We start from the raw sequence: 12,867 nt of genomic DNA on the forward strand, positions 1-12,867 counted from the left end.
GATACGTTTAAATCGTCATCGTCGTTGATACGGATAGAGTATGTCCCCTGATAGACGGCAGTTCCTTCGTATCGCGGGTGTTGCGGGTGTCGCCGGTGTCGCCGGCTGTACGAGCGGCGGTGGCGGTGGCGACGGTGAGTCGGGCGGCTCGAACGGCAGCGGCGGCAACACCAGCGGCAGTGGCAACGGCTCCGGCGGCGGTGGCTCGGGCGGGTCCGGCTCCGGTTCGAACGCGAACATCGGGATGGTCTACGCGAAGGGCGGTCTCGGCGACAAGTCGTTCAACGACATGGCCCATCGGGGCGTCGAGCGCGCGAAGCAGGAACTCGGCGTCAGCTACAACGAGGCCCAACCCGAGCAGAACTCCGACTTCCCGACCTTCCAGCGCCGGTACGCCCAGTCGACCAGCCCCAACTACGACCTCGTCTCCTGTATCGGGTTCGCACAGGTCAGCGCGCTGACCGACGTCGCGCCGAACTTCCCCGATCAGAAGTTCATGCTGGTCGACGGCGTCGTCGAGGAGTCGAACGTCGCCAACTACGTCTTCAAAGAGGAGCAAGGCTCGTTCCAGATCGGCCATCTCGCCGGGCTGTTGACGACCGAGAAACTGAGCGCCGGCGGCGGCAAGACAAACCCCGAGAACGCGAAGCTCGGCTTCGTCGGCGGCGAGGAGGCCCCGCTCATCCAGAAGTTCCAGGCCGGCTTCGAGAAGGGTGTCCAGTACGCGAACGAGGACGCGAGCGTCAACGTCGCCTACACTGGCTCCTTTGCCGACCCCGGTGCGGGCAAGGAGGCGGCGCTGTCGATGTACAACGATGGCGCGGACATCGTCTATCACGCCGCCGGCGCGACGGGTATCGGCGTCTTTCAGGCGGCCAGCGAGCAGAACCGCTACGCCCTCGGCGTCGACGCCGACCAGTCGAAAAGCCAGCCCAAGTTCGCCAACGTGATCCTCGCGAGCATGGTCAAACAGGTCGACAACGCCGTGTTCAGTTCCATCGAAAGCGTCGTCAACGGGAACTTCGAGGGCGGAGGAACGAAGACGCTCGGTCTCGAAAAGGACGGCGTCGAAGTCGTCTACGGCAAACAGCTCGGCTCGGCGATCCCGAAGGAGGTCAAACAGGCGCTCAAGGAATCGCGCAAGAAGATCGTTTCGGGCGAGATCAGCGTGCCACAGAAACCCGGTTCGGGCAAGTAGTTCGAGGGCCGTGTTCGACACCGACCGAACCCACGGATACACGTCTCGATCGGCGAAAGCGGGTGACGAATGACCGACGCGATCGCCCTCGATAGCATCACCAAGCGCTTTCCGGGCGTCGTCGCCAACGACGCGGTCGATCTGACTGTCGAAGCAGGGAGCGTCCACGCGCTGCTCGGCGAGAACGGGGCCGGGAAATCCACGCTGATGAACGTCCTCTACGGGCTGTATCAGCCAGAGGGAGGAACCATCGAACTCGACGGCGAGGTGCGGGAGTTCGACGCGCCGCGCGACGCCATCGACGCCGGCATCGGCATGATCCACCAACACTTCATGCTCGTGCCGCCGATGACCGTCGCCGAGAACGTCGTGCTCGGCAACGAACCCACCAAGTGGGGCGGACTCGCAACCGACCGCTCGCGAGCGAAAGAATCGGTCGCCGACCTCTCCGAACGCTACGGCTTCGCGGTGAACCCGGACGAGCGGATCGAGGAGATCAGCGTCGGCGAGCGCCAACGCGTCGAGATCCTGAAGGCGCTCTACCGCGGTGCCGACGTCCTGATCCTCGACGAGCCGACGGCGGTACTCACCCCGCAGGAGGTCGAGGAGCTGTTTTCGGTCTTCGAGGAACTCACCGCCGAGGGGAAAACTGTGCTGTTCATCACCCACAAACTCGGCGAGGCGATGAGCGTCGCCGACGACATCACGGTGCTGCGCGACGGCGAGAACGTCGGTACTGTGGACGCCGACGAAACGACCCGCGAGCAACTCGCCGAGATGATGGTCGGCCGCGAGGTCGTCCTCGACATCGAGACCGACCCCGTCGAGACCGGCGGAACGGTGCTCGACGTCGACGGTCTCTCGGTGATTGAGGAGGGAACCGAACGGGTCGGAGACGTGAATTTCGAGGTACGTGAAGGAGAGATTCTGGGTATCGCAGGCGTCGACGGCAACGGACAGGCCGAACTCGTCGAAGCGCTCACCGGTCTCCGGACGCCGGATGCCGGGACGGTGAGTCTGGATGGCGAGAACCTCGCGGGCGTCTCGCGGCGCGGCCACATCGACCGCGGGATGGCCTACGTCCCCGAGGACAGACAGGAGCGTGGACTCGTGATGGACTTCGACCTCACCGAAAACGGCGTGCTCGGCGGTCAGCACACGCCGCCGGTCGGTGGAACACGCATCGACTGGGCGGGCGCACGCGAGCACGCGAGCGACGTCATCGAGACCTACGACGTCCGTCCACCGAATCCAGAGGCGACGGCGAAATCGCTGTCGGGAGGCAACCAACAGAAGTTCCTCGTCGGACGCGAACTCGAACGCGATCCGGGAATGGTCGTGGCGACCCACCCGACGCGGGGAGTGGACGTCGGCTCGACGGAGTTCGTCCACGACCGGCTGCTCGCGCTCCGCGAAGCAGGCGTCGCCGTCCTCTTGATCTCGGCGAACCTCGCCGAGGTGCGCGGACTCTCGGACAGGCTCGCCGTGATGCACGACGGCGAGTTCGTCGACGTCGTCGACCCCGACGAGGTCACCGAGGAGGAACTCGGACTGTTGATGGCCGGCGAGCGCCCCGACGAACCGGCGACTGCCGAGGGCGTGAGCGCCGACGGGGGCGAGCGATGAGCGCGCGCGAGCGCGTCGAGGACGGCCTCCGACGGCTCGTGGCGGCGTCGTGGGCCGAACGGCTGGCGCTGAGTCTGGCGGCGCTCGTGGCGTCGGTACTCGTGGGCGGTCTCATCGTCTTCTTCTCGGGAACGGCCGCGACCTGCGAGGAGCCGGCCTACGGCGTGTTCGGTCTCACCTCCTGTTACAACCCCGTCTCGGTCTACGTCCTCCTCGTGACAGGCGCGTTCGGCAGCCTTCTGAGTGATCCGTTCAACTTCAACATGGCGCTGACACTCAAAGAGAGCACGCTCCTGATCTTCACGGGACTGTCGGTGGCGGTGGCCTTCCGGGCAGGGCTGTTCAACATCGGCTCGCAGGGCCAACTCGTCATCGGCGGGCTGGCGAGCGCCATCGCGGTTCTCACTGCCGGCCCGCTCCTCCCGGGTGTCAGCGGGCTGCTGTTGGTGCCGCTCGGTGTGGGCGTCGGCGCACTCGCCGGCGGTCTCTACGGGGCGATTCCGGGCGCGCTCAAGGCCTACGCCGACGCCAACGAGGTGATCACGACGATCATGCTCAACTTCGTCGCCGCACAGGTCGCCTTCTTCCTCGTTTCGACCTATTTCGCCGCACCCGATAGCCAGTCGGTCGAGACCAGCGAAATACCAGCAGGAGCGGTGCTCGAATCGGCACTGTTCGGCTCGGGAAGCGACTTCTCCATCGTCGCGCTCGCGGGCGGACTGGCGCTCGTCGCCGGTCTCTACTACCTCATCGGCTACACCTCGTACGGCTTCGACCTGCGGACGAGCGGTCTCCAGCCCGAAGCCGCGCGATACGGCGGCGTCGACGCCAAACGCACCATCGTGTCGAGCATGGCGCTGTCGGGAGCCTTCGCGGGCATCGGCGGCGCGGTCTGGGTGCTGATGGTGATGGGGCGCTTCCAGACTGGCGTGCCGGCGCTCGGTTTCGACGGCATCACCGTCTCGATCCTCGCCGGCAACAATCCATTAGGGGTGGTGCCCGCGGCGTTGCTGTTCGGCGTGCTCAAGAGCGGTTCCCTGGCCGTACAGCTCTCGACCGGGGTCCCCGTCCAACTGGTCGGCGTGCTCCGCGGTCTCATCATCCTGTTCGTGGCGATGCCGGAGTTCTTCCGGCTGCTCGGGACGCGCTTCGTCACGACTGACCGCGAACCGGCCGTCGCAACGGATGGAGGAACACCGAGCGAATCGGGAGGGAAACCATGAGCGTCGGTCGGCTGCGGTCGGCGGTCACGGGCAGCGGCCTCAGACGCGGCCTCGCCTACGGACTGGGCGCGCTGGTCGCCATCGCCGCACTCTACGGACTCGTCTTCCCCGAAACGCTCGCCGGCGACCTGCTGGGACTGGCGACCAGCGAGAGCACGCTCGGGGCGGCGCTCCGGCTCGCGGTACCCATTGCCTGTGCGGCCGTCGGCGGCATCTTCGCCGAGAAGGCCGGTGTCATCAACATCGGACTGGAGGGACTGTTGATCATCTCGGCCTTTACAGGGGTGTTCGTCACCGACGCGGTCGGCTCGGTCTTCTCGATACCCAGTATCTGGGTCGGCTTCGTCGCCGGTGTGCTCGCCAGCACGCTGCTGTCGCTGCTGTTCGCGGTTGTCTGCATCGAATTCCGGGCGGACCAGATCATCGCCGGACTCGCCGTCTGGCTCATCGCGCTCGGGCTTGCACCCTTCGCGGCCACGGTCGTCTACGGCAGCGTCAACACCGCCAGCGTGGGCACGCTCGGCACGTGGACGATTCCCGTGCTCTCGGAGCTACCGTTCGTCGGCCCGGTCCTGTTCGACGCCAGCCCGACGGTCTATCTGATGTTCGTCGTCGTCGGCGGCGGCTGGTACGTGCTCAATCGGACCTCGTTCGGCCGGCACGTGCGCGCGAGCGGCGAGAACCCGAAAGCACTCGACACCGCCGGCGTCGACGTGACGCGGGTGCGCTATCTGGCCATCACCCTCTCGGGCGTGCTCGCGGGCATCGGCGGCGTCGGCCTCTCGCTCGGGCAGGTCGGCCAGTTCATCGGCAACGGCCAGACGATGGTCAACGGTCGGGGGTTCATCGCCATCGTCGCCTATCTGTTCGGGAACTACAACCCAATCGGCGCGTTCGGGGCCGCAGTGCTCTTTGCGGGCCTCGATGCGCTCCAGCTTCGCCTCCAGCAGATCCCGGCCTACATGGTGCCCGGGTCGCTCATCCAGACGATACCCTACATCACCGTGATAGTCGTCCTCGCGCTCGTCGGGCGCACGCGCGTTCCCTCGGCGGCCGGCGAGCACTACGAATCCGGCGAGGACTGAGCGGTCGACGGTTCGACCACACGCTTCGAGTGTTACGAGCGGTGGGTTGATGACGGCCGCACCGGTAGGGTGGGTATGCGCGTTCGTGACTGGCAAGATATTTTGGAGGAGGTTGTCGATTCGGGAGCCGACGCGGGCGACTGGCGGGCGGTCGCGGGCAACCGTGATCGGGGCATCGGCGAGGACATGTATATCGGCCACCCCGCCGCCGGCGTCTTTCAGCTCAAAACCTACGCGAAGAATCCATACGAAGTGCACGGCGTCGGCACGCAGGTGGCTCGCCGCATCGACGACGACCTCGACCCGCTCTTTCCCGACGCGGCGGCGGGTCGCTTCGGCGTCCAGTCCCCAGTCGAGGACGAACGGGAGGCCAAAGCGGCGGCAAACAGGTTAGAGGGTGTGCTCGAAGCCCACTCGGAAGCGCCGACGACCGGGGACGACCTCTTCGAGGACGTGATGGGTGCGCTCGACAGCCCCGCCTACGGTCCGATCGAACACGATAGCTACGGCCGCCCGGACGGACTCGACGACCTCTCGGGGGAGTTCGCGGAGGCCGAACGCCTGCTGAACGCCGAACTCGACGATCTCGTGAACGAGGACGAGACGAATCGCGGCTTCCAATAGGCGTAAACCGCATCGTCGCTTTCGCCCGGTATGAGCGCTGAAGCCACCATCGACACCTACTACGACGCGCTCCGGGACGGCGAGCCACTCGCCCCGTTTTTCGCCGCCGACGCACTCGTCAAGTTCGGCATCGGCGAGCGCCTCGTCGGCTACGACGACATCGAAGCGGGACTGCGCGAGCAGACACGAACCACGGAGGAGTGGACCGTCGAGAGCCACGACCTGCAGGTTACCGAAGAGGGTGAGTTCGCGTGGTTCGCCGACGATGTACGGATGGCATGGAGAGGAGAGAGCGGACGCCACGACCACCGGACGCGCTGGAGCGGCACACTTCGACGGGACGAGGACTGGAAATTCGTCGGAATGCACGTCAGCGTCCCCGTGGATCCCTGATGGTCGGGCCGACCACGCGCGAGGAGCGCCGCGCCGCCTCGCGCCGGTTCAAAGCCGGGTTCGTCGTCCTCGTCGGGCTTTCGGCCGGTCTCATCACGCTACAGGGCGACGTCTCGATCCTCCTCACGCTGCTTTCGGTGCTCGCCGGCCTGCTCGTCGGCGTCGTCGTGGTCGCGTTCGCCTTCCCGAGCGGCCTTCGTGGGAATTAGTCGACGCGCGCGAGCCACGTCTCCGGCGCGTCGATTTCGGCGTCGCTCGGCAGGTTTTCGGGGACTTCCCAGACGAGACTCGCCGTCTCGATATCGCGCGCCTCGACGACGTAATCGAAGAAGGCTTTCCCGCGCTCGTACTGGCGACGTTTCATCCCGATGCCGAGCAATCGACCGACGAGTTCGAAGAGGGGACCGCGACCGCGCCGGCGGGCCTCGACTTTCTCGCGCAAGTCCTCGTACTCGTCGTCGAACGCGCGGTCCATCAGCAGTTCGGCGTAGCCCTCGACGGCGGTCATCGCGGCGTTCAGTTCGCGGAACGACTGACGGTCCAACTTGCCATCGCCGAGCGCCTCGACGCTTCGCTCCATTCGGGCTTCGAGATGGTCGGGTAGCCACGGGGCCGCGCCGAACTCGGCGGCGTGGGTCACCTCGTGGAAGGCGATCCAGCGACGAAAGCGCTCCTCGGAGACGTCGAGTTCGTCGGCGACGCGGGCGATGTTCGGCTGGACGAAATACAGCGCGTGCGTTTCGCTTGGTGATTCGGCGAGCAGGAGTGGGTCGTACTGGCCGAGGACGTTGCTGGCGAGGAAGGCGAGCGCGACGCTCATCGAGCCGGTGTTGAGCACGCGCGCGAGACCCGCGAGGTTCGGGCCGTTCGCTTCGAGCGTGCCCATCACGCGCTCGAAGGTCGCCACGTTGGCGTCGATCCAGTGGTGGCGGTTTTGCACCTCGATGGTGTCGGGCACGTCGAAGTCGACGCCGGCGACTTCGCCGACGCGGGCGCGTGCGTCGCGGACGTCCCGCGCGTACCCGTCGCGTGCCGCTGGCGAAAGCGAGAGTTCGCCGGCGTCGACGGCGGCCTTCGCGGCCTCGGTGACGGCCGTCCAGTCGATGAGACCGTCGCCGGAGGCCGCCGTAATCGCCCGAACGCTGTCGTAGAGGGTCACAGGAAATCGTCGCGCCGACCGGTCAAAGCGCTTTGGCCTCGTTCGGAACGTCGCAATAGGTGTTCGCGGCTGGGAGTCGGAAAAGTCATGAATCGGAAGCGTAGCGAACGCCGGTTGGACGTGAACGGCCCGATTACAGCTCTTCGAACTCGTCCTCGAAGTCGTCGCCGCCACCGAGATAGCGGCGTGCGAGCAGCGCGAAACCGACGAGCAACACCAACACGAGCAGCGCCTTGCCCTTGCTTCGGCCGCCGGATTCGTCCTCGTCGTCTTCGGCTGCCTCGTCGATCTCGACGACAGCGCCGTGCTCGTCGGTCTCGTCCGCCGCGTCGTCTTCGTCGGTCTCGCCGATCTGGACGGTACTGCCGCCGTCGGCGCTCGCCTCCGAACCGCTCGATTCGGTGCCGAAGTCGGTCTCGCCGAACACCGACTGTTCGTCGTCCTCGCTCTCGCCACCGAGACCGAGTCGATCACGGACGATGCTGCCGAGGTCCGAGCCGAGTTCCATGTCGCTCGAGAACTCGTTGTCCTCGGCGTGCAGGTGAAGTTCGAGCAGGGTCAAGTTGTCTGCCATAGCGCCGGGTTCGCCTTCGGTCACCTTATTCGTTTGGGCTTCGAGTGCCGGCATCGTCGGGTCTCGAGACTCGTCGTTACAGCCATCGTCGTCCCGTCGAGGGATTCGCGCGGCCGCTCGTCGTCCGAACGGGATCCGTGGTGCCTCGAATCCCGATGGTTCATGGCGCTCGAAGCGCTACGTCGGACGTGAACGAACGCCAGCGTACATTCCTTGAAGATCTGCTTGAGACGCCGAGTCCATCGGGCTTCGAGACCCGTGGGCAGCGCGTCTGGACCGACTACGTCGAGGGATTCGCCGACGAGGTGCGGACCGATTCCTACGGGAACGCCATCGCCGTCCACGAGGGTTCGGGGGACGGACCGAGCGTGGCGCTGACCGGCCACGCCGACGAGATCGGGTTCGTGGTCCGCGACATCGACGGCGACGGGTTCGTGCGTCTGGGAGCCATCGGCGGCGCGGACAAAACCGTCTCGCGCGGCCAGCACGTCACGATCCACGCCGCAAACGGCTCGGTTCCGGGCGTCATCGGCCAGACGGCGATCCACCTCCGCGACGAACACGAGACCGCGGACATCGAAGAGCAGCACGTCGACATCGGCGTCGAGAGCGGGGAGCGCGCCCGGGAACTGGTCGCGGTCGGCGACCCGATGACCGTCGAGGGAAGAGTGAGAGAACTCGACGATACCCGGCTCGCCGCCCGTGGGATGGACAACCGCATCGGCACGTGGGCCGCCGCCGAGGGGCTGCGCCGCGCGAGCGAGGCCGACGTCGACGCGACAGTCTACGCCGTGAGCACGGTTCAGGAGGAGGTCGGTCTCCAGGGGGCGAAGATGGTCGGCTTCGACCTCGCGCCCGACGCGGCGATCGTCGTCGACGTGACCCACGCGACCGACGACCCCCAGACGCCGGCGAACCGCAGCACGGGCGTCGAACTCGGCGGCGGACCGGCGATCGCCCGCGGCGGGGCGAACCATCCCGTACTGGTCGAATCGATGCGCGACGTCGCCGCCGCCTCGGAAATCCCGATCCAGTTGCAGGCGACCGGGTCGCGGACGGGCACCGACGCCGACGCCATCTTCACCGCACGCGGCGGGATCCCGTCGCTGAATCTCGGGCTTCCCAATCGCTACATGCACACGCCCGTCGAGGTCATCGACACGACCGATCTCGACGCGCTCGCCGACCTGCTCGGGCGGTTCGCGGCCGATATCGATGCCGACGAGACGTTCGCCGTCGATATCTGATTCATCGTACCCGTGGCCGGCACGCTTAAGTCGAGAACCCGGCGAGTGAGCGTATGAGCGGACGCCCCCTCGACGTGCTCGAAGCGACACTCGGCGACAGCGTCACCGTCCGGCTGAAGGACGGCGCGACCTACACCGGCGATCTGGGTGGGTACGACCAGCATCTGAACGTCGTGCTCGACCCCGCAAGCGGCGACCCCGATTCGACCGTCGAGGAGGGGACGTCGGAGGCGGTCGAGAGCACAACGATTATCCGCGGCGACAACGTCGTCTCGATAACACCATGACCGGGTCCGGAACGCCGAGCCAAGGCAAGAAGAACAAAACCGTTCACGTGAAGTGCCGCCGCTGCGGCGAGGCCTCCTACCACAAGACGAAGAAGGTCTGTGCCTCCTGTGGCTTCGGGAAATCCGCCAAACGCCGCGAGTACGCGTGGCAGGAAAAAGCCGGCGAATAGATGCACGAAAAGTGCGGCGTCGTCGGCGTCTCACTCGCCGACCGCGCCGCCGCACGACCGATTTACTACGCGCTCTACGCCCTCCAGCACCGCGGCCAGGAGTCGGCGGGCATCGTCACTCACGACGGATTTCAACAGCATTCTCATGTCGAAATGGGACTCGTCGGCGACGCGTTCGGTCCCGACGACATCGCCGAACTCGGCGGGTCGAACGGCATCGGTCACGTTCGGTATCCGACCTCGGGTAGCGTCGATGCGTCCTGTGCCCAACCGTTCTCGGTCTCGTTCAAGAGCGGCTCGCTCGGGCTCTCGCACAACGGGAACCTCGTCAACGCGGGCGCGCTCCGCGACGAACTCGCCGGGTTGGGCCACGCCTTCACCTCCGACGGCGACACAGAAGTTATCGCCCACGACCTCGCGCGCAACCTCCTCGACGCGGATCTCGTGACTGCCGTCGAGGAAACCATGAGCAAGGTCCACGGCTCGTACTCGCTCGCGGTGATGCACGACGACCGCGTGCTCGGACTGCGCGACCCCGAGGGGAATCGGCCGCTCTGTCTCGGCGAACTCGACGACGGCTACGTGCTCGCCAGCGAGAGTGCCGCGGTCGACGCGCTCGACGGCGAACTGATCAGGGACGTCCAACCGGGCGAACTCGTCGTGCTCGAACCGGATGGACAGGGCTACGAGACCTATCGACTGACCGACCCCGCACACACCGCCCGCTGCTTTTTCGAGCACGTCTACTTCGCCAGACCCGACTCGACGGTCGACGGCGAACTGGTCTACGAGGTTCGCCGCGAACTCGGGCGCAAACTCTGGGCCGAGGACGGCATCGACAGCGACGTCGTGATGCCCGTGCCCGACTCGGGGCGCGCGTTCGCCTCGGGCTACGCCGAGGCCGCGAACGACTCCGGGGGCAGCGTCGAGTTCGCCGAGGGGCTGATGAAAAATCGGTACGTCGGTCGGACCTTCATCATGCCGAGCCAGGACGAGCGCGAGCGCGCCGTCCGACTGAAACTCAACCCCATCAAATCGACCGTCGAGGGCAAAACCGTCACGCTCATCGACGACTCCATCGTTCGGGGAACGACCTCGACCCAACTGGTCGACCTCCTCTACGACGTGGGTGCCGAGGAGGTCCATCTCCGCATCGGCTCGCCGCCCATCGTCGCGCCCTGCTACATGGGCATCGACATGGCGAGCCGCGAGGAACTCATCGCCGCCGGGAAAAGTGTCGACGAGGTCCGAGAGACGGTGGGAGCCGACAGCCTCGCGTACCTCTCGCCCGAATCGATCGCGGACGCGCTCGATAGTTCCCAGGCGGACCTCTGTATGGGCTGTGTGACCGGGGAGTATCCCTACGACATCGACGGCGAGGCCACCGACCGCCCGGTCAGCCGCCCGGTCGTGAGCGACTGATCAGTAGACGTCTTCCAGAAACGACCGGATGGCCGCGGTCGCCGCTTCGGGGTTCTCCGTGTTCGAACTGTGACCGGCTTCCGGAATCAACTCCTGGCGAGCGTCGGGGAGTTCGTCGAGCATCGACTTCGTGCGCTCGGGTTCGAGCGAGATGTCCTCTTTCCCGTGGACCGAGAGCACAGGTGTGTGGATGGCGGAGAGTTCGTCGGTGAAATCCGGCCGGTCGAGCCACGAGTGCATCTCCCGATAGAAGCCCTCGGTTGGATACGTTTGCCAGCGCTCGACCCAGTGCTTGACAAGCGCGGGGTTCTCCTCAAGGGTGGTCGCGCCGAAGAGCTGGTTTTTCGCGACGTCGACCATGAAATCGGCGAACTCGCCGTCCTCGCGGGCTTGGTTCGCCATCTGGCGGTACTGCTCGCGCTCGTCGTCGGTGTGTGGCTCGGCGATGGCGTCGATCAAAACCACGCCCTCCAACTGGTCGGGATAGCGCTCGGCGAAGCGCAGCGCCATGAACCCGCCCATCGACATCCCACAGAGCACGAACGAGTCGATGTCGAGTGCATCCGTGAGTGCATCGGCGTCGTCGGCGAGGTCGTAGAGATCGTAGTCGGTCGCGTACTGGTCGGTCCGCGCCCGGAGGTCGTAGGCGATGGTTCGGTACTCGTCCGCGAGGGCGTCGAGCTGCGGGTCGAACATCGTCCGGTCCATCAGCGTTCCGTGCGCGAAGACGATGGCCGGTCCCTCGCCCCGATCGGTGCTGACGGTCTCCGGGCGCAGTCGATACCGCTCGGTCGCCACCTCGTCCGATTCGGACATGGATAACATCCGCCTGCAGGCGACTTATATCTAGGCGCGTAGCCGAAATCGATGGCGAAAAGCGGTGTCCCGCTCGTCCGTCATGGACGCTGCTCGGGACGTCTCAGTCGGCGTTGGTGCCGGTCTCCGGGAGCGCGGCCTCGTCGTCCTCGTCGACGGCACCGTCACCGTCGTTGTCCACGTCGTCGGAGTTGCCGCTGTCGGCCTCGTCGTCCTCGTCGATGGCCCCATCGCCGTCGTCATCGTCCTCGGCGTTGCCGCCGAAGTCGTCAGCGCCATCGTCGCCGTCGTCGGATTCGTCGTCCTCGTCGATCGCTCCGTCGCCGTCGTCATCGTCGTTCGATGGACCTGCGTTGCCTTCATCGTCTTCGTCGACGGCACCGTCACCGTCGTCGTCCTCGTCGTTCGCGCCGCGTTCGTCACCGCCCGCGCCGAACTCGTGGATGGTTCGTCCGTCGTCGCCCCGGACGACGAGTGTCACCGAGTTGTTGACACCGTCGATATCGACCGCGTCGCAGTCTGCGACCCCGCTATCGCCGCAGTCAAGCGCAATGGACGAGCCACGGTCGGTGGTGTCGGTCCCCTCGCCGATCGAGACCGTTCCGTCGTCGATGCCGACGACGACTCGCACTCTGTTGTCGTCGCCGTCGATGTCGACGAGGTCGTGGTCCGTGACCGTAGCACCGTCGGCCCCACAGGTGAGTGCGACGCTCACGTTGCCGCCACCGTCGGTCGCATTGCTCGTGAGGTCGGTCGAGACGGTGTTGCCATCGCCGTCGACGTCGACGATGTCACAGTCGCTCACGCGGTCCGACCCACCGGTGGCGTTCGAGTCGGTCGAGACCGCCGACGTGTCGGCAACCGCCGGGCCGTCGACGACTGCCGGCGTGCCCGGACCGGCCACCGGCATCGAGGCGACGCCACCGACCGCGGCCCCTGTAAACGCACAGAGTGCAACGAGCGTGATCGTGAGTCGGTTCGCCGTCATGGTTCGATATATCGCCGTGATGGGTCGTGGACAGTATGTGTCAAGTTCATTCGTC

The 12,867-nt window shown here is 66.2% G+C and carries 15 protein-coding genes; 11 read left to right on the top strand and 4 right to left on the bottom strand.

What is annotated here, in order from left to right:
- The first annotated feature begins 40 nt into the window (after positions 1-40).
- The 7 genes from ACP97_RS08725 (at position 41) to ACP97_RS08755 (ending at position 6,358) form a co-directional block, all read left to right on the top strand.
- Positions 41-1,198, top strand: coding sequence for a BMP family lipoprotein (locus ACP97_RS08725; RefSeq protein ID WP_049997451.1), 1,158 nt, complete (start codon positions 41-43; stop codon positions 1,196-1,198).
- A 69-nt stretch (positions 1,199-1,267) separates the two neighbouring features.
- A complete protein-coding gene (locus ACP97_RS08730; RefSeq protein ID WP_049997452.1) occupies positions 1,268-2,824 on the top strand; it encodes an ABC transporter ATP-binding protein in 1,557 nt (518 codons plus the stop codon).
- Entirely contained in the window at positions 2,821-4,047 is a 1,227-nt protein-coding gene (locus tag ACP97_RS08735; protein WP_049997453.1) for an ABC transporter permease, read from the top strand. The genes ACP97_RS08730 and ACP97_RS08735 overlap by 4 nt, the downstream gene beginning before the upstream one ends.
- On the top strand, positions 4,044-5,132 hold the full coding sequence (locus tag ACP97_RS08740; RefSeq protein ID WP_049997454.1) for an ABC transporter permease: 1,089 nt from the start codon (positions 4,044-4,046) through the stop codon (positions 5,130-5,132). Before ACP97_RS08735 ends, ACP97_RS08740 begins: the two co-directional genes overlap by 4 nt.
- Before the next feature lie 75 nt (positions 5,133-5,207).
- Positions 5,208-5,756: a hypothetical protein gene (locus ACP97_RS08745; protein WP_049997455.1), complete on the top strand. Its 549-nt coding sequence runs from the start codon at positions 5,208-5,210 to the stop codon at positions 5,754-5,756.
- Positions 5,757-5,786: 30 nt separating this feature from the next.
- Positions 5,787-6,149, top strand: coding sequence for a YybH family protein (locus tag ACP97_RS08750; protein ID WP_049997456.1), 363 nt, complete (start codon positions 5,787-5,789; stop codon positions 6,147-6,149).
- A complete protein-coding gene (locus ACP97_RS08755) occupies positions 6,149-6,358 on the top strand; it encodes a hypothetical protein (protein ID WP_049997457.1) in 210 nt (69 codons plus the stop codon). Before ACP97_RS08750 ends, ACP97_RS08755 begins: the two co-directional genes overlap by 1 nt.
- On the opposite strand, the gene ACP97_RS08760 is transcribed toward ACP97_RS08755, so the two are convergent.
- Together ACP97_RS08760 and ACP97_RS08765 are read right to left on the bottom strand one after the other, a co-directional pair.
- Entirely contained in the window at positions 6,355-7,308 is a 954-nt protein-coding gene (locus ACP97_RS08760; RefSeq protein WP_049997458.1) for a zinc-dependent metalloprotease, read from the bottom strand. The genes ACP97_RS08755 and ACP97_RS08760 overlap by 4 nt on opposite strands.
- A 133-nt stretch (positions 7,309-7,441) precedes the next feature.
- Complete coding sequence (locus ACP97_RS08765; RefSeq protein WP_079977599.1) at positions 7,442-7,882, bottom strand: hypothetical protein; 441 nt, start codon at positions 7,880-7,882, stop codon at positions 7,442-7,444.
- A gap of 188 nt (positions 7,883-8,070) precedes the next feature.
- Between ACP97_RS08765 and ACP97_RS08770 the strand changes: the two genes are divergently transcribed.
- From ACP97_RS08770 to purF, 4 genes are read left to right on the top strand one after another with little or no spacing between them, the layout of a single operon-like run.
- Positions 8,071-9,129, top strand: a complete 1,059-nt coding sequence (locus ACP97_RS08770; protein WP_049997460.1) for a zinc-binding metallopeptidase family protein — start codon at positions 8,071-8,073, stop codon at positions 9,127-9,129.
- A gap of 53 nt (positions 9,130-9,182) precedes the next feature.
- A complete protein-coding gene (locus ACP97_RS08775; RefSeq protein ID WP_049997461.1) occupies positions 9,183-9,416 on the top strand; it encodes an LSM domain-containing protein in 234 nt (77 codons plus the stop codon).
- Positions 9,413-9,586, top strand: coding sequence for a 50S ribosomal protein L37e (locus ACP97_RS08780; protein ID WP_049997462.1), 174 nt, complete (start codon positions 9,413-9,415; stop codon positions 9,584-9,586). Before ACP97_RS08775 ends, ACP97_RS08780 begins: the two co-directional genes overlap by 4 nt.
- A complete protein-coding gene (purF, locus tag ACP97_RS08785) occupies positions 9,587-11,008 on the top strand; it encodes an amidophosphoribosyltransferase (RefSeq protein WP_049997463.1) in 1,422 nt (473 codons plus the stop codon).
- Here purF and ACP97_RS08790 read toward each other — a convergent pair whose 3' ends face one another.
- Both ACP97_RS08790 and ACP97_RS08795 read right to left on the bottom strand, forming a co-directional pair.
- On the bottom strand, positions 11,009-11,824 hold the full coding sequence (locus tag ACP97_RS08790) for an alpha/beta fold hydrolase (RefSeq protein ID WP_049997464.1): 816 nt from the start codon (positions 11,822-11,824) through the stop codon (positions 11,009-11,011).
- 103 nt (positions 11,825-11,927) lie between these two features.
- Positions 11,928-12,812 carry a hypothetical protein gene (locus tag ACP97_RS08795; protein ID WP_049997465.1) on the bottom strand — a complete coding sequence of 295 codons (885 nt, stop codon included), beginning with the start codon at positions 12,810-12,812 and terminating at the stop codon, positions 11,928-11,930.
- Positions 12,813-12,867 lie beyond the last annotated feature (55 nt).

This window comes from Halococcus sediminicola (assembly GCF_000755245.1).
Classification (GTDB): domain Archaea; phylum Halobacteriota; class Halobacteria; order Halobacteriales; family Halococcaceae; genus Halococcus; species Halococcus sediminicola.